The sequence below is a fragment of the Paenibacillus sp. Marseille-Q9583 genome, assembly GCF_976954365.1.
Genome location: NZ_CDRJTB010000074.1, coordinates 1 through 17,148, shown reverse-complemented (window position 1 = coordinate 17,148; position 17,148 = coordinate 1). Strand labels below are relative to the sequence as shown.

Below are 17,148 nucleotides of genomic sequence, written 5' to 3'. Positions count from 1 at the left end.
CTTAACACCACCTTTCTTTTTGTGCAATGGGAGCGCATTCATTTTTAGATGTAAATCTTTCCTCCTCACATATTTTTTCTTTATCATGAGTTTACATCTCGCTTAAAATCGTCTATAGTTGGTTTCTACCCCCCAAACAAACCTGTAATCACCCTATAAGTCTTATATTCCTCGTCCCCCATCAAGATTATGGAGGGCTATTACTCATGTTTCTAACCAAACGTAAACTTAACTCCCAACTAAACGAGATTTCCGAATATCGTTACCGGGATCGTATACACATTCCTTTTTTCAATTCTATGATTGACGAACAAGGTGAAATTGCAGCGGAACCACCCGTGGATGGAGAATGGTCTAAGCTACAAGTTGGCGATACCTGGAAAGGCCGCGATTTGTATTTATGGCTAACGACACAGATAGACGTACCCGCCTCTTGGGCAGGACGCAGGGTACTGGGTCGATTTGATTTTGGCGAGACGGGTGCCGGAAACAACTCCGGCTTTGAATCTTTGTTCTTTTATAATGGTAAACCCTATCAAGGTGTAGATTCCAATCATACAGAAGTGTTCTTGCCGGATGAAACGGTAGGTACGCAGCTTCCTCTTACCTTCCGTTTATGGTCGGGACTAGAAGGTGGCGGACCTAAAAAAGATCAAACACATGGCATTCGTATGGCAGAAATTTGTTGGCTGGACGATGCAACGGATGATTTCTACTTTACTGCACTTGCTGTAGTTGAGACGCTGAACGTACTCGATTCAAAAACACCAGAATATACACAGCTACTAAGTACAGTAGACCGCTCGTTTCTTCTGATTGACTGGTCTCGTCCAGGTTCAGAGGTCTTCTACGCTTCAATCGAGGAAGCTCGTAATTATTTGCGTGATGAAATCAATAAAATGGAAAAGTCTTCGCCAGTTACTGTTACCTGTATTGGTCATACCCATATTGATGTAGCTTGGTTATGGCAATTGAAGCATACCCGTGAGAAATGTGCGCGTTCCTTCTCGACCGTACTCCGTCTGATGGAAATGTTCCCTGACTATACTTTTTTACAGACTCAACCTCAGCTCTATGAATACATCAAAAACGATTATCCAGAAATCTACGAGAAGATTCGTGAACGTGTAGCTGAAGGACGCTGGGAAGCTGGCGGTGGCATGTGGCTCGAGGCAGATTGTAACTTGACCTCAGGTGAGTCTCTTGTCCGTCAATTGCTATATGGCACTCGCTTCTTACGTAATGAATTTGGTGTTGAATGTGATTATTTATGGCTGCCGGACGTATTTGGCTACAGCTGGTCCTTGCCACAAATTCTAAAAAAATCAGGAATTAATACGTTTATGACCACGAAAATTAGCTGGAATCAATACAACCGCATGCCACATGATACCTTCCAATGGCGTGGTATTGATGGCACTGAAGTATTAACACACTTCATTACAACACCAGAGCCTTGGTCTGAAGAAGATTCTTGGTTCTACACCTATAATGGCCGTATCATTCCTAAGACTGTAAAAGGAATTTGGGATACGTACCGGGATAAAGAAGTGAATCGAAATTTATTACTTTCTTACGGATATGGAGATGGCGGCGGCGGGGTTAACCGCGAAATGCTAGAGATGCGCCGCAGACTCAACGATCTCCCAGGACTACCGAAGATTGAAACAGGAACAGCAGGAGATTACTTCCGTAATCTGCAAGAAACCGTTGCTAATACAGATCGTTATGTCCATGTATGGGATGGTGAGCTTTACTTAGAATATCACCGTGGCACGTACACTAGCCAAGCCTACAATAAGCGGATGAACCGCAAGCTTGAACTGCTGTACCGCGAGGCGGAATGGCTAAACGCACTGCAAAGTGTGGTGTCTGAAGATTGGTCGAACTATCGTCAGACTGATCTAGATGAAGGCTGGAGAATTATTCTACGGAACCAATTCCATGATATTATTCCAGGTTCTTCGATTCGTGAAGTGTATGAAGACAGTACGATTGAATATGCTCAAGCTGAAGCCATTGGTCAATCTGTATGGGAACAATCTACGAACCTACTAGTGAACGGAAGTGAAGCCGGTAAATATACCATCTGGAACAATGCTTCTTGGGAATTAACTGAGCTCGTAGAAATTACTATAGAGCCTGGCATGGAAACAGGACATTGGATAAACACAGAAGGTAAACCACTACAAGCTCAGCGTGAAGGTGACCGTTGGATCATTGAAGTATCCGACATTCCTTCTCTCGGATACACCACCATCTCCTTCGTGGCAGATGTGAATTCTGAGCCACTAAGCACTCCATTCAAGCTGAATGAATCAGGAATTTCAACGCCTCACCTTGAAATAGTGTGGAACGAGCAAGGTCAATTGTCATCCATCTATGATAAACACGAACAGCGTCAAGTATTAGCTAATGGAAGTCACGGTAACGTGTTCCAAGTGTTTGAGGATAAACCATTAGCACATGAAGCTTGGGACATTGACATCTACTATCAGCAAAAAATGCGTGAAGTGATCGATTGCACTAGCATTGAAGTCATAGAAAATGGTTCATTGCGTTGTATTGTGCAATTCACATGGAGCTATATGGATTCCACGATTAAACAGCAAATGATCTTACACGCTGGGCATCGTCGTATCGACTTCGTGACGAACGTAGACTGGCATGAGAAAAAACAGCTAATGAAAGTAGCCTTCCCTGTTGCGATACGAGCTACCGAAGCCACTTATGATATCCAGTTCGGTAATGTTAAGCGTCCAACACACTGGAACACTAGCTGGGATTACGCTAGATTCGAGACCGTGGGTCATCAGTGGGCAGATTTATCAGATCGTGGTTATGGCGTTAGCTTGCTGAACGACTGCAAATATGGCTACGACATCAAGGATAATGTGATGCGTCTATCCCTAATCAAATCGGCAACACACCCTGACCCTGATGCGGATCAAGGCGAACATTCATTCACCTACTCTATCCTGCCTCATACTGGGGATTGGCTACAAGGTGATACCGTCCGTCAAGCCTGGTCCATCAACAATCCACTGCGGAGCACCATGGGGCAAGCTGAAGTAGAAACAAAGTCCATGATTCGTCTTTCTACGAATACGGTTATGGTATCTGCCCTTAAGAAATCTGAAGATGGTCAAAAATTAGTCGTACGCGTTCACGACTATTCCGGAAGCCGCCAGCAGATTGATATGACGAGTGACTTGGACATTATTTCGTGGCAAGAATGTAATCTAATGGAACGTCCTGAAGGTGAGGTTCACACTGAACCTGTCATTACCTTTGTACTTGAACCTTACGAAATTAGAACATTTGAAATCGAAGTGTAGAATCTAATTAAATGAAGTAACATACAAAATCGGGGTGTCCCTGTAGCCATGTATAAAAGGCTACGAGGACACCCCGTTTTTCGATTATGAATGTTTATTTAAAATTTAAGTATACACATTGCGCAATGAGTTAACGTAGCGTATACTCCAATTAAGGGAGAGATGTATATGAGAAGAATGGGGAAAATTACGATATTCACAGGCATTGGATTATTGAGCCTTGCTTTGATTGCTATTCTTGCGATTAGCGCTTTTGTGATCAAGAGACCGGCCACCACCACCCCCGTAATCACGGAAGTGAAGCCTTATGAGTGGAATAAAGTCAAGCTGGACGGAAATGTCATTTCAAGTGATGGATCAGAGTATTTTATCTGGAATAAAAAGGGGGAGACTAATAACTGGATCATCTTCTTTTCCGGGGGAGGGGCCAGTTGGGATGCCCAAAGCGCCGCGCACCCCATCAAGCTAATGAACTTCATTAAAGGTGGAGATACGGGAAACTATTTCCAGAACATCCCCTTCTATATGCTGACATTGCTGAGAGGCATGATGGATACGGATAACCCTGCAAATCCTTTTCATGGATGGAATGTGGTCTACCTTCCCTATTCGACGGGTGATTTCCATATCGGTAACCGTACGGTTGAATATAAAAAAGAGGACGGCAGCACCTTTACAATGCGTTATAACGGCAGCAATAATGTGCAAAGCAGCCTTGATTGGATATATGCCAACGTGGAAAAGCCCGGCAAACTGCTAATTGCAGGTGAAAGTGCTGGTGGATTCGGGTCCGCCTTCTGGGCTCCGGAGATCGCCTCTCATTACAAAGACTCCGAGATCTTCCAATATTCAGACAGTTCCTTCCTGAAATCAGACAAGTGGCCAAATGTTGTGAATAAGGAATGGCAGGCAGACTTCGTTAAGAACTTTGGATATACCCCCGAAGCGGATATCATCGGGGCAGCATTTAAAGCGAACGGTCATCTACTGCCTGCGAATGCGGTAATATTGCAATCCTACTCGGTATTTGACGAGATTCTGATCCACTTTCAGAACAACATCAACGATTACAAGGGGCCCAGAGATCAACGCATTATTAATGAATGGTCACAGGAAATGCGGCAATCTGTATCTTCTTTGGCTGCCACTTTACCCAATTATTATTACTATCTGACTGACTATGGGCTAAATGCTAAGACGGGTACAACCCTGCACACTTTTGCAACCAGAGAGACCTTCTTTCAGGCTGAACAAGATGGTGTGAAGCTTCTGAAATGGCTAGGTGATGCGGTCAACCATCAGAAACCCTATTCAGTTGGCAGCAAGTTCCTCATGACGTCGAAGCCAGCCCAGAAATAGCACAGAATTAGCGAAATAATCGCACAAGGCAGGAGAGAAAATTAATGAATTTGCGTGAAAAGCAGATGCAAATGACGAGGGAGATCATTAAGGATACAGCGCTCAGCTTGTTCTGTGCTCAAGGTATTGAGCGCACGGATATGGCTCAAATTGCAGAACAAGCCGGGGTCTCTCGGCGCACTTTGTATCATCATTATAAGGATAAAGAAGAATTAGCCGCTCAAATCTATGTCCTTAATCTGGAGCGGATGTTTGGACAGCTGCTGTTTGATTTTGATTTTGAACAGCCGGTACAATCACTGGAGAACATTCTGGATAAATATTTGGCTTTAAGAGATCATCAGGAATCACTGATCTACTATGATGCCATTTTTGGAGTTTACTACAGCACGCTTTCTAAGAATCCTGCAGAACTGCCTGACTTCAAGAAGGCTATGGAAGGCTGGTATTCGCGACTTATACTGCTTGAGACAATAGCTGTGGCTCCGGAGGAAAAAAATAAGTGGCTGAACATTCTGCAGAAGTCCTCCCACCTGTATTTCATGTATTTACAAAAAGCCGTTATTATTACGCATCAGCGGGGCGGTGTGGTTACAGAGGAAGACCGGGCAACGGACCGACAATTCAAGGATTTCATTATGAATGGCGTACGGCATGCCCGATGATTAAAAGAGTCTTTTCGCAATAGGTTTCATTTCGGTATAATATACCAATCGGTATTCGTACGGCTCTAGTTATATGGAAGGAGCATTGGCTGAAATGGACATTGGCAAATATGAGAATCTGGTCCCGAATGTTTTTTTGTTCGTTGACCGCAGATCCTTCCCGGATTGGGAGATAACGCGTAGCAAGATTGATTTCCATGACCTTACCTTCATTGTGGAAGGGAAATCGAACTATTTTATTAATGGGGAGAAATTTACGGTTGAAGCTGGTGATATGCTCTATGCACCTTCTGGAAGTATTCGGGAAGCGCAGACCTTTAAGGAGGCACCCATGCGTTCTTTTGCGTTTAATTTCTTCTGGGAGGGGGAGGACAATCATGTGCAGCTCCCTTTTGAGACCATAACCAAAAACTGGAGAACTAAAGAGATTCTAGCGGACATCAAGGATTTCTCGCATGTATGGATGGGCAAACAGCCTTTTTATAAAATGAAGGCCAGAGCCATTTTTCAACTGATCGTGTATCGCCTCTTAAGCATAACCCACCATCAAGAGACACCTCTGATCGATCTGAGAATCCAAAAAGTAATGACCTATATTATGGATCATTATTCGGAGGAGGTTACGATCAAGGAACTAGCTGATTTGGTTGCCTTAAATCCAGTATATCTTGGCAAGCTGTTCAAGCAAAACACCGGTTCCACCTATAAAGAATTCATAAATAAAGTACGGGTAAACAATGCCGAGATGATTCTGTCCGCAGGTGGCTTCAATGTGTCCGAAGTAGCAGAGCATTGTGGTTATCAAGATGTCGCCTATTTCAGTAATGTTTTCAAAAATATAAAGGGTTATCCTCCGTCATCTGCCTTGAAATAACGGAGGACCCTGAACCATTCGGGGATTCAACCCTTCAATTAGCTCTATCTATGAATTAGTGTGTCCCCTAGTATAGAAGCTCTCCTCTGGGCCCAAATAGGAATACGGCAGCTCTGCAGTGGACAACACAAGCTTTTGCAGGACCAGGCCCGCATCCAATCCGTAAAAGCGGAGGGTATGGATACCCTTCGTTAATGCATGGATGGTGGTCACGGTATGGATATTATTCATAACCGCGCGGCACCACGGTTCATTATCATGATTGCCGCCCGCAAAATCCGTAGGTAGAGCATCCGTAATCACTGGCGTCTGTGCATCGAAGCCTATCGCATATTTTAATCCACTGAACTGTGACAGGTTGTTCGTTGGGGCAATATACGCGGTTAAGCTGTACTCTGCAGCCCGCTGTACTAAAACCTGATATTCCAGATAAGGTGCACACTCCGGTTGTTCAAACGATATAGCATCCGGAAACATTTTAACCGAGGATAAAGAACGCCCATAGCTAGCAATGGTCTTCCATTCCACCCCTGATTGTGCAACACGGCTTGAAGTATGCTCCGCTTCAATTGCCACTCTATTATGAGCCTCGATAAAGGTCATCACTGGCACATCCTGAATGTCAGTCCAGTCCACAGCTACACTCACCTTAACGGTGCCCCCGGCACCAGAGATCGTAATTTCACCCGATGATGTCTCGCGAACCTTTTCCCAATCTACAGAAACCTGTAAGCTCTCCCCAGCCTTGATCCAACCCGATGTTTTCTCAAGCTTGATCCAAGCTACATTACTTCTTGCCTGATATTCAAAGCCCGCTTCTCCACCGTTGCTGATAGTAATGCAATAGTTTTCTTTTTGCAGATTTGTAAATACCGGAAGCTTTGCCGTACCCGCAACATACGCTTGCTCCGTACCTTCAACATCAACAATCAATATAGAGCCTTTAGCGGGAATCAACGTGCTCACCTCTGGATATTTCCACCCTTCTGCATTCCAGTGAATATACCCGACATGAGGGGAACTCATCATTCCTTGCCATTTTCCTTCTGTAATTTCGTTATTATAAACCTGCTCCAGGTGTTTATCCCTATCGATGGCTTCATGAGTCAGAGTAGCGTAAGTATTTGCCAATACACTGCCTCGTCTAGCATATAGCTCGTTAAGCCCAGCATATATTTGCATTTTGAGCACATTGGCTGAGGCAGCAGCAGGGAAATATACAAGCTGGTAATACGCATCTTTTAATGATTCAGGAATAAGGGCATGGTATTGGTCAGCGGCATTCTCCATCCTAATCGCCTGCTTCAGCACTCTCTGTGCCTCATTGTAATGGATTGGACTGAAGGTTGACGGATAAATAATCTCCGGCTTGCGGCGACCATTCATTCGGGTATAATCACTCAGCAATTGCGCGATGCCTAGGCATGTCTCATGTTCCAGTGCATATCCGAACTGCTGCTCTACCCATCGTTTGGTATATTCCTCAGTCCGGTTAATCGCTCCAGTACCCCAAGCTTCAAAGTCATAGGCCAATTCCATAAAGTAGGAAATAGGCAATTCCATAGGCTTCAAATCCCCGACGTTCACAATCCATACCTCACGGATGCCATAGTCGAATGCCATACACATTTGCTCCCAAACCTTCTCCAGCGGAATCGTGTTTAACCATTCATAGGAATGTGGACCACCATGATAGTCAAAATGATAATACATCCCCCACCCTGCACTCCGATCGCGTTCGTGTTCCGTTGGGATTTTGCGGAGATTGCCAAAGTTATCATCTGCCAGCAGGATCGTAACATCATTCAGGACTTCCCAGTCCTTCAAGCCTTCAACCTCAGCAGTGCCATACCAATACTTCTCCACTTCCTTGTATACGGCTAGAATTTGGGGCGAACGCTCAAGATTATATTTCTTTAATAATTCTTTTTGCGTAAGGATGATATCCTTCAGCAGGTCAATATTTTCCTGGTCGGAGCCCTCCAGCGCAGAATCACTTTCACCCCGCATCCCTAATGTGATTAAATTGTCAAAGGCCTGATTCCGTTTGATTCCATCTTCCCAGAAATCTGTAATAGCCTGTTTGTTTCGGGCAAAATCCCATAAGTTACTTGTTCCATATTGGTTATATACCTTCTGCCATTCACTGCCTGCCCGAAATAAAGGTTCATGATGGGAGGTTCCCATTATAATGCCGTATTCCTGTGCATGCTGGGCGTTGGCAATTGGATTGCTTTTACCGTTAAGGCTGAATTCGGCACTCCACATCGCTGGCCATAAATAATTCCCCTTTAATCGAAGAATTAGTTCAAACACCTTGTCATAGAAATCTTCATTAAAATCACCAAATCTTTGAGTTACCCAAGAGCCCAAGGACGGCCAGTCGTCATTCAAAAAAATCCCTCTGTATTTAACCGAAGGTTCTTTGGAAATCATATGTAGCTGGCTATCAGGTAGAATCAAATCTGCTTTCTTCTCTGGTACAACATCTGCCCAATATCCCCACGGACTAACGCCAATTTTTTCAGAGATAGAATAAATCCCGTACATCGTCCCGCGTTTATCGCTTCCCACAATGACGAGCGCCTTGTCCACTCCTGCTGTCGGTTCTTCAACTACCTGAGTCCTATAACATTCCCTTTTCCCTTGGATGGCGGACACATCCACTGTCCCCTCCGCAATTAAACGATCAATAAGCTCATTACTGCCGATCGATCCAGCGATTACAACGGTTCCATCCAATGCCTTCAATTGTGTATGTATTTCAGGTTTAATCTCTGTTACCTGTTTAACATCTGCTGCAAAAGACTGAGCCACGCGGCGCAAACCGGCATAATCCTTCCCTTTGGGATCCACGTAAATCTTAGCAGCTTTGCCCTGCTTCACAAGGTTTAATTCCTGCGTAGGCATGATTATTCTCCCCTTAAGCATCCTATTTTCGTATGACTAGGCACATTATATAAGTAAGCGATTTCAACTTCCATGTGTAAACTAGCAAGTTTTTGTAATTATTAAACGAAACTTTGTTTATTGGTTGAACAATCTAGATATTTGGTGTTACTGTTAACAGGTATCCCCCTGTAGCAGAATCATTTCATTTGCAAGCGCATCCATAATAAGAGAACCTTACAAAGCGAGGATGATCCATATGGAAAAGAATAACGATTTCATTGCAAGCGAACAGATTGAAGGTCCGATGGCTCCAAAGGACCCGGCTGATCGTAGAAACGGCTTTTTTGTGCTGTATGAAACAGCAATTGAAGCAACAGCAAGAACCGAAGGCAAACCGTCACAGGAAGTTTACCTGGAAGGTAACTATCTGATCGACAAGACCAAATTTATAGGCGGTGTTACAGACGAGGCGATTCTGGAGCTTCTGGGGAGCAGCACTGGATTTCGCAAATTGGTCCATAGTATCGGAGTATCCGTGAGAAGGACTAACGCGCAGGAAGATCCAGTCACTTTTTTATTACAGCACTGGGGCAAAACTAGTAAATATGAAACCGGCAGTTATTTACGTGTCCCCTGCCCCGCCGATGGTTCAGAGGTTATTTTGAGATTAGCAGATTATCCGGGTTCTGAAGATGATGATGTGCTCGGAAAATTTGCTTTTGAATTTAATCACGCAGGCGAACTGGCGATTGCGAGTGTTATTTTTTATTTGCATGACGGCTATTCTGTTCCAGAGCTAATCCTTGAACCACCAGTTGCTTTTGAATCGAATGAGTACCCAAAGATTATTACACAATCCTTGCTGCACGCTGGTAATAATAAAAGATTAAAAGCTGCCATAAATAAGGCTATAAAGGGCGAGGAAGTCACGATCGCTTATATTGGAGGTTCCATTACTCAAGGAGCCGGTGCTAAGCCGATACACACAGAATGTTATGCCTATCAATCGTACTTAAGATTTAAAGACTTATTCGGCACAAATGGTGGCGAGAACATCCATTTTGTGAAGGCTGGGGTCGGAGGAACACCCTCCGAGCTTGGCGTCATCCGTTATGAAAGAGATATTCTTAGAGAAGGTTCCGTAACACCAGATATCGTGGTAGTGGAATTTGCGGTAAACGACGAAGGAGATGAAACGAAAGGCAATTGTTTTGAAAGCTTATGCTTAAAAATACTTTCCGCCGATCATCAGCCTGCCGTAATCCTTCTGTTCAGTGTGTTTATGAACGACTGGAACCTGCAGGATCGGCTCTCCCCCATTGGCCGCCATTATAATCTTCCTATGGTTAGTGTAAAGGATGCCGTATCCGAGCAGTTCTGCCTGAGTAAAGCTGAAGGCAACATCATCTCTAAACGGCAATTTTTCTATGATATCTATCATCCGACAAATGAGGGTCACCGGGTAATGGCTGATTGTCTCACTTATTTATTCACCGAAACCCATAAATCACAAATGGATGAAGAGGATATCTTATTGGATCAACGACCGGTCATCGGGAATGATTTTGCAGGAACCCTCCTGCTGGATCGAAAAAACTATATTGACGCAGGTAAGATCGAAGTAGGCGGATTTTCGGGGATCGATACCGATTTGCAGCGGGTAGAAATGGATGCCGACCCTCACGGTACTCCGGAATTCCCTCATAATTGGATGCATTCAAGAGCGTCTGGAGAAGAAAGCTTCAAGCTGACAATAACGAGTAAAAATCTCATCCTCATATACAAGGATTCCGGCAGCAGCAAATTCGGCAAGGCGGATATCTTCGTAGACGGCAGCCTTGCAGTTACTGCTGATCCTCACGTGAACAACTGGACACATTGCAATCCGGTAATTCTATATCAAAACGAAGCTAGCAGTGAGCATCAGATAGAAATCAAAATGGTACCCGAAGATCAGGATAAGTGTTTTACTATACTAGGCTTCGGTTATACCCTCTAATCAGTTGCACCAGTTGCAAGACAGCCCCGATGTATTCTTCATCAGGGCTGTCTTTATTGTATCGCTTGGAATTTAGTCCATTTCCCACTAATATACCGCCAAATAAACAATGCCGCTTTAATCAACCAATCACAATAGACTGCAATCCACGTTGCAAACAGATCCATATGAAACCAATAAACTAGTGCTTAACATAATGAAAAACCCGCTCAATAAGCGGGTTATCGCTGTTATATAGACAGAATTGCTCTCATTCTTGCTCTCCTTACTCCAGTTCGGTCCCTATCCCCTTTTCTCTCGCCTTGTTCACGTAATACACCGCTGTAGCGATATCAAAGACGGCCATCCCCATCGGGCAAAAGAAGATCGGTTCATCTTCGCCGAATTCAGCTAGGCTGTGGCGCAAGACAACATCGGTAATCATCTGGGTGTCAGCACGAGTGAGCCCCTGCTCCAAATGAAGCTGCTCAATATCCGTATTCTCACGGCACACTTCATCCCAATCGTCGACGATAATGGCTTTTAACGAAGCTAACGCCTCCGGCTTATAATCACGCAGTGAAACATTCAACAAAAGACTACCTTTTTCAGGATAGAGATCGATATACCGATGTTCGGCTACAGTACAAGTAATAAAGATATTCGAATGCTGATAAACGTCCACCCACGTCTCAGCCACTTCCATCCTATCTCTACAGAGAGATGAGACTCCTGATAAGTCTACTCCCTTGATATCGAAAATCCGGATACGTTCGACTCGATCCCCGTACAAAGCCGTAACCATTTGACAATGAACCTGCCCAATCGGTCCCCAGCCGATAATGCCTAGATGAATCCGCTCCACTGAACGCGCCAGCAAAAAGTAACGAATCATCAGTCCGCTGATGGAAGCCGTCCTAATAATACTGGGAAGCGGAGAGTTCAAGACGGCTGAAGGCCGGCCTGTACTTGGTTCATTCAATACAATGATGCTATGCGCGCGAGGAAGATCAGCCTCAATATTATCTGGGAAGCTAGAAATCCACTTTATCCCTGCCGCGTTCACCTCTCCCCCTACGTAAGCGGGCATTGCAATAATCCGGTTTTGTGGACTCTTATACCTTAGGTAAGGCTTTATCGGCTGGACATAATCACCTGAATCGATGATACCCACAACGGTTTCTATCGACTCCACAAGAATAGGCCAATTAACACCTACTGCCCGTATATCTCGATCATTTAAGTACAGCATACCGTCACCTCCTTATGAAATAGATTCTTTGTTGTTACAGCTCAGCGATATCGCAGCCTTCAGTCCAAAGCTCCTGACCAAATTGGTTCTGAATCCATGAGTCAGAATATACGGTATCGAGGTAACGCTCTCCCTTATCATGCAGAATGACTGCGCAGACAGCTCCCGGAGTCAATTCTGGCTCCATCTGCTTCACGGCGGCTATGACTCCCCCGGAGGATGCGCCAGCCAGGATGGATTCGTTCTGCGCCAACATCCGGCAACCTTTTACGATATCTGAATCCGAGACATGCACGATATGGTCGATTATATCTGTTCTGCAGAAAGGTGGCACGATGCCGGCACCCAGTCCCGGGAAGCGCCGAGTACTCTTATTCCCGCCAAAAATCGCGCTTCCCTCTGCATCGACAGCCACGATCTTGGTCTGAAGTCCGTGATCTCTTGCGTATTCCGCAAGACCCCGTATGGTTCCGCATGTACTAACGCTGCAAAATAAATAATCCACTCGTTCAAGATCAGTCACGATTTCTTTCATTGTCGTATGGTAGTGGGCTAAATAATTATTTGCGTTCGCGTACTGATTCGGCCAGTAGCTGCCCGGTATCTCCGCCAACAACTGCTGCACACGTTTCAGTCTAGCAGGAAGAAACTCCCCTGTTACGGGATCGGGATTGGCGACATAGTCGATTTTTGCATCCAACGCCTTCAGAATTTGCAGATTCGTTTCCGTGGTTCTAGGATCAATAACGCTGATAAAACGCATCCCCAAATACTTACAAATCATGGCCAAGCTGATCGCCATATTACCAGAGCTTGATTCAATGATGGTGGTTCCCGGGCCTATTGTTCCTTCCTTCCATGCCTCTTGGATCATCCGCAGGGCGGGACGATCTTTGGCGCTTCCCCCCGGGTTCATCAGCTCCATTTTTGCATAGACGTCAAACTCACTTTTATAGAACAAGCTCTTCAGCTTGATTAAGGGTGTATTTCCGATAGTCGACAAAATACCGTCAGTGAAGTCCATCTCTGCGCGATCTTTATCTTTCTGGTAATATAGCTTTTTGTTCTTAACCTTTCCGCTGTCCATCGGCTCGTCTTTGCCTACTGTAATGACCTCAATATCATCCAGCAGATGGTTTCGAATCATCATGCCGATTTCCGGAATGCATTCCCTAATTTCCTCTTTGATCTTCGGGACAATGGTGTCATCCGCAGATTTACTTTTGATATAAACGGTCAGCGCGTTCTTCCTCACTTTGACCCGAATGATCGCATCTTCAATATGTCGGTATACGACCTGTTCGATATCGTACAGGCTGATTTTCTCCCCGTGCTTCAGCTCCCGGCCCACCCGTTTGACGATGGAACTAAAGCTCTGCTTCTCCACACCATCTATCATCACAGACCTAAAGTCCCTTACAACGTCATAGGTAACGAAACGAATAGCTGGCAGCATTTTGCGAACCATGGAGGTAAGAACAAGAACACTTTCATCATTACTAAGCGGACTTAGTTCTTCGCCAATCTCCTGCGCCCCGACCCCTTCCGCAAAAATCCCATCAGCAAAAATATACCTGCCAAGATCATGTGAATAATAAGCAATCGTGCCTATTTCAATAGAGCCATACGTATCAATGATGTCGCGCGGTTCAAGACCGAACAGACGGGCCATATTCCGCTGCCACCCTAATGAGGCGATTTCCCCAACCAAAATAATCTTGCGGATTCCAAAAACACGCGGATCTCTAGTAGCATGTACGATATGATCAAGGATGGAAGGCATTGTGTAGAGTAAGTCAGGCTTGAAGGTTTGAAGCTGTTCAATATGCTGCTCGATCGGTAATTCGAAGGGAATTGAATGATGTTCCAATCCTAACCGCTCAAAAATGGACAGCGCAGTGTTCGCCGCATGCCCAGTACCCATATCCGCCAAAGCGCTAACACATCCGCTTCCCGCAATAAGATCACCGTACAGCTTCGTTTTAATATCTATATAGTTCTTTTCGTCTTCCTTAGAGTAAAGGATGGCTTTTCGACGGCCTGAGCTTGTACCCGATGTCCTATACACGGTCAAAGAAGGATCAATGGGTTGATTATAATAATAGGTTTCTAGCGTTGTCGACGTCATAAGCGGAAGCGTCTCTAAGCTATAATTCGCTCTTTCGCCGCCAATCAGCCCCTTATACCAGGGAAATACCTCAATTAATTCAAGTAACTTATCCTGCAATTTGTCTTTGTCGAGCAGCATGATGGCCGCCTCCTGTTGACCGCTAGCTGCAGCCCATAGATAAATACCTACCATAATCATATGTAGAGTTCTTTCAGTGTGTTCTACGATTCGGTGGTTGCCCAATCAAAAGCTGAGGCATTCCCGTAATATAGCCTATGGACATTTGAGACGGAGGGGCAAAATGATGAAGCAGATAAGTCGTATATCCAATAAGCTGACGAAGACAAGGGTGCTGGTTAGAAATCAAGCGTTAAACAAACATATCCCGCTTACAAGAAAAATGGATAAGAACACGCTCTATGAGATGCTACAAAAATATAAGATGGTGTACATTAAGCCTTGCTGCGGATCTTTAGGACAGGGCGTGATACGGGTTGATCTTGCACGCGCACAATACCGCTATCAATCCGGTACCCAAGTACACAAATTTTCTGATTACGACACGGCCTATCGAGCTATCTTACGAGAGGCCCAAGGGAAGTCCTATTTAGTTCAAAAGGGGATCAGACTGTTGGTGTACGATGGCCGCCCATTCGATATCCGGGTGATGGTGCAGCGAAATTCTAAAGGTGGGTGGGAAGCAACAGGGGTTGCAGGACGCGTGGCGCATCCTCGCAAAGTAGTTACAAACGGGAGTCAAGGAGGAACGATTTATCCGGTTGAGGAATTATTGAAAGCCTACACAAGCACAGAGAATTGTACAATATTGATCCGATCCCTGAAGCAAATTGGAGTGAAATCCGCCAGACAACTTAGCACTGTCTATCCCGGCCTTCAGGAAATCGGTGTAGATATTGCCTTAGATCAACGTCTCAAGCCATGGATCTTAGAAGTGAATACCGCTCCTGATCCGTGCCCATTTACTAAGCTGAAAGACACCCGTATGATTGACCGAATTGTCAGATATGCAAAAGTTTACGGTCGCACATACAATCTTAAGTGCATGAAATCAAAACAGGGTGTCGTGTGAAGCATAGTACATGTGCCGCGGCGAACTGTGAATTTACAAGTCCACAGCTCGCCTTTTATACGGAGTATAAGGGTTCGGTTGTTTACAAAATGGACGAAAAAAGACGAGAAATCCCCTCTTTAAATTTGATTATAAGGGACCTTTCTTTATAACGCTCAGGGGTAAGCTCCGTACTTAACTGGCTATCTTCATGAAACAATTCTTGAAGCTGTTTAGCAACTTGCTCATCATAAACAATGGCATTAACTTCGAAATTGAGTCTAAAGCTCCGGGAATCAATATTCATTGTCCCTACGGACGCTACTTCTTCATCTACCACAATCGTCTTGGCATGCAAGAAACCATTTTCATATAACAGAATTTTCGCTCCATAATTCAATAATTCACCTGCATACGCCCAAGTTGCCCAGTATACAAAAGGGTGGTCAGGCTTATTTGGAATCATAATCCGTACATCCACACCGGATAGGAGTGCAATTTTACATGCATCCATAAAACTGCTATCTGGAATGAAGTATGGCGTCTGAATATACACACTCCGTTTGGCGTTCAAGATCAGCTTAATATACATGTTTTTCAGATGCTCAACTAGCGAGTTAGGACCACTAGACACAATTTGAGCGGGACTTGATCCGGCATGACCTCCAGTAGTAAAGGAAAATTGATCGAAGCTTACCTGCTCGTGTTTCCGGGCATGTTTCCAATCCAGAAGAAACCTGCCTTGAATTTGATTAACGGAACCACCCTTCATTCTAAAATGTGTATCCCGCCAATATCCAAACTTTTTATCTATCCCTAAGTATTCATTTCCCACATTAAATCCACCAATATAAGCTATTTCCCCATCGATGATACATAGTTTTCTATGATTTCGATTATTCATTCGAAAATTTATCGGTCTAAGCAGTGATGGAAAGAATACCTCTACTTCTCCATCAGCAGAAAGTAGTTCTTTAAAGAACTTAAGAGAAAGTCTCTTGGAGCCGATTTCGTCATAGAGAACCCTCACTTTTACGCCTTCTTTGGCTTTTTTAGTTAATTCATCTCTTAATTTTGTCCCTAAATCATCAGGCTGGATGATGTAATATTGAATGTTGACCTCTTTTTTGGCATTTCTAATATCATTAAATAAAGAGTCAAACTTTTGTTTACCATCGTTAAAAATAGCTATCTCGTTATCTGTTGTCATTAGCGCATTCGATGAAACAAGGTTCATATGAATTAAATCAGCATATTTCGTTAACAAAGCATTCTGATTCTCGCGTTGATCCTTTAATGTAGCCAATTGATGATCTACAGTTGATTGTAGATATTTACTTTCTTCAGCTGAAAGGCCAAAGAAATTCTTTTTTGCTAAATTACGACCAAGAAAGAGATAAATAATAAAGCCCAAAATGGGAATGAAATAAAAAACCATAAGCCACGCCCACGTATAACCAATATCTCTCCTCTCAAAAAATAAAAAACCAGCAGAGAGCAATATGTTTATAATCATAACAAATGAAAGTATCCATGTGACCAGACTGCCGTTGTCCATAAGGAGTTCCTGCCTTTCTTATCTTTCTATAGATGTCGGTATTTCTAGTTTTG

At 44.1% G+C, this 17,148-nt stretch carries 10 protein-coding genes; 6 read left to right on the top strand and 4 right to left on the bottom strand.

Annotated features, from left to right (window positions below; all coding sequences use genetic code 11):
- Positions 1-206: 206 nt before the first annotated feature.
- From ACWNM1_RS25500 to ACWNM1_RS25485, 4 genes are all read left to right on the top strand, one after another.
- Complete coding sequence (locus tag ACWNM1_RS25500; protein ID WP_449603138.1) at positions 207-3,338, top strand: alpha-mannosidase; 3,132 nt, start codon at positions 207-209, stop codon at positions 3,336-3,338.
- Between the two features lie 168 nt (positions 3,339-3,506).
- Positions 3,507-4,697 carry a pectin acetylesterase-family hydrolase gene (locus tag ACWNM1_RS25495; protein WP_449603137.1) on the top strand — a complete coding sequence of 397 codons (1,191 nt, stop codon included), beginning with the start codon at positions 3,507-3,509 and terminating at the stop codon, positions 4,695-4,697.
- 44 nt (positions 4,698-4,741) lie between these two features.
- Complete coding sequence (locus ACWNM1_RS25490) at positions 4,742-5,362, top strand: TetR/AcrR family transcriptional regulator (RefSeq protein ID WP_449603136.1); 621 nt, start codon at positions 4,742-4,744, stop codon at positions 5,360-5,362.
- Positions 5,363-5,456: 94 nt separating this feature from the next.
- Positions 5,457-6,236 carry an AraC family transcriptional regulator gene (locus tag ACWNM1_RS25485; protein WP_449603135.1) on the top strand — a complete coding sequence of 260 codons (780 nt, stop codon included), beginning with the start codon at positions 5,457-5,459 and terminating at the stop codon, positions 6,234-6,236.
- A 48-nt stretch (positions 6,237-6,284) separates the two neighbouring features.
- Here ACWNM1_RS25485 and ACWNM1_RS25480 read toward each other — a convergent pair whose 3' ends face one another.
- Complete coding sequence (locus ACWNM1_RS25480; protein WP_449603134.1) at positions 6,285-9,146, bottom strand: glycosyl hydrolase 115 family protein; 2,862 nt, start codon at positions 9,144-9,146, stop codon at positions 6,285-6,287.
- Positions 9,147-9,384: 238 nt separating this feature from the next.
- Between ACWNM1_RS25480 and ACWNM1_RS25475 the strand changes: the two genes are divergently transcribed.
- A complete protein-coding gene (locus ACWNM1_RS25475; protein ID WP_449603133.1) occupies positions 9,385-11,127 on the top strand; it encodes an SGNH/GDSL hydrolase family protein in 1,743 nt (580 codons plus the stop codon).
- A 265-nt stretch (positions 11,128-11,392) separates the two neighbouring features.
- Here the strand turns inward: ACWNM1_RS25475 and ACWNM1_RS25470 are convergent, their stop codons facing one another.
- Positions 11,393-12,358, bottom strand: a complete 966-nt coding sequence (locus tag ACWNM1_RS25470; protein WP_449603132.1) for a 2,3-diaminopropionate biosynthesis protein SbnB — start codon at positions 12,356-12,358, stop codon at positions 11,393-11,395.
- Between the two features lie 34 nt (positions 12,359-12,392).
- Positions 12,393-14,666: a 2,3-diaminopropionate biosynthesis protein SbnA gene (gene sbnA, locus ACWNM1_RS25465; RefSeq protein ID WP_449603131.1), complete on the bottom strand. Its 2,274-nt coding sequence runs from the start codon at positions 14,664-14,666 to the stop codon at positions 12,393-12,395.
- Positions 14,667-14,769: 103 nt separating this feature from the next.
- On the opposite strand from sbnA, the gene ACWNM1_RS25460 reads away from it, so the two are divergent.
- On the top strand, positions 14,770-15,558 hold the full coding sequence (locus tag ACWNM1_RS25460) for a YheC/YheD family protein (RefSeq protein WP_449603130.1): 789 nt from the start codon (positions 14,770-14,772) through the stop codon (positions 15,556-15,558).
- A gap of 82 nt (positions 15,559-15,640) precedes the next feature.
- On the opposite strand, the gene cls is transcribed toward ACWNM1_RS25460, so the two are convergent.
- Positions 15,641-17,095, bottom strand: coding sequence for a cardiolipin synthase (gene cls / locus ACWNM1_RS25455; RefSeq protein WP_449603129.1), 1,455 nt, complete (start codon positions 17,093-17,095; stop codon positions 15,641-15,643).
- Positions 17,096-17,148 lie beyond the last annotated feature (53 nt).

Excerpts from the sequence above, each read along its gene's own strand:
- ACWNM1_RS25460 (WP_449603130.1), top strand. The coding sequence starts at position 14,770 with ATGATGAAGCAGATAAGTCGTATATCCAATAAGCTGACGAAGACAAGG.
- ACWNM1_RS25480 (WP_449603134.1), bottom strand. The coding sequence starts at position 9,146 with ATGCCTACGCAGGAATTAAACCTTGTGAAGCAGGGCAAAGCTGCTAAG.
- ACWNM1_RS25500 (WP_449603138.1), top strand. The coding sequence starts at position 207 with ATGTTTCTAACCAAACGTAAACTTAACTCCCAACTAAACGAGATTTCC.
- sbnA (WP_449603131.1), bottom strand. The coding sequence starts at position 14,666 with ATGATTATGGTAGGTATTTATCTATGGGCTGCAGCTAGCGGTCAACAG.
- ACWNM1_RS25485 (WP_449603135.1), top strand. The coding sequence starts at position 5,457 with ATGGACATTGGCAAATATGAGAATCTGGTCCCGAATGTTTTTTTGTTC.
- ACWNM1_RS25490 (WP_449603136.1), top strand. The coding sequence starts at position 4,742 with ATGAATTTGCGTGAAAAGCAGATGCAAATGACGAGGGAGATCATTAAG.
- cls (WP_449603129.1), bottom strand. The coding sequence starts at position 17,095 with ATGGACAACGGCAGTCTGGTCACATGGATACTTTCATTTGTTATGATT.
- ACWNM1_RS25475 (WP_449603133.1), top strand. The coding sequence starts at position 9,385 with ATGGAAAAGAATAACGATTTCATTGCAAGCGAACAGATTGAAGGTCCG.
- ACWNM1_RS25470 (WP_449603132.1), bottom strand. The coding sequence starts at position 12,358 with ATGCTGTACTTAAATGATCGAGATATACGGGCAGTAGGTGTTAATTGG.
- ACWNM1_RS25495 (WP_449603137.1), top strand. The coding sequence starts at position 3,507 with ATGAGAAGAATGGGGAAAATTACGATATTCACAGGCATTGGATTATTG.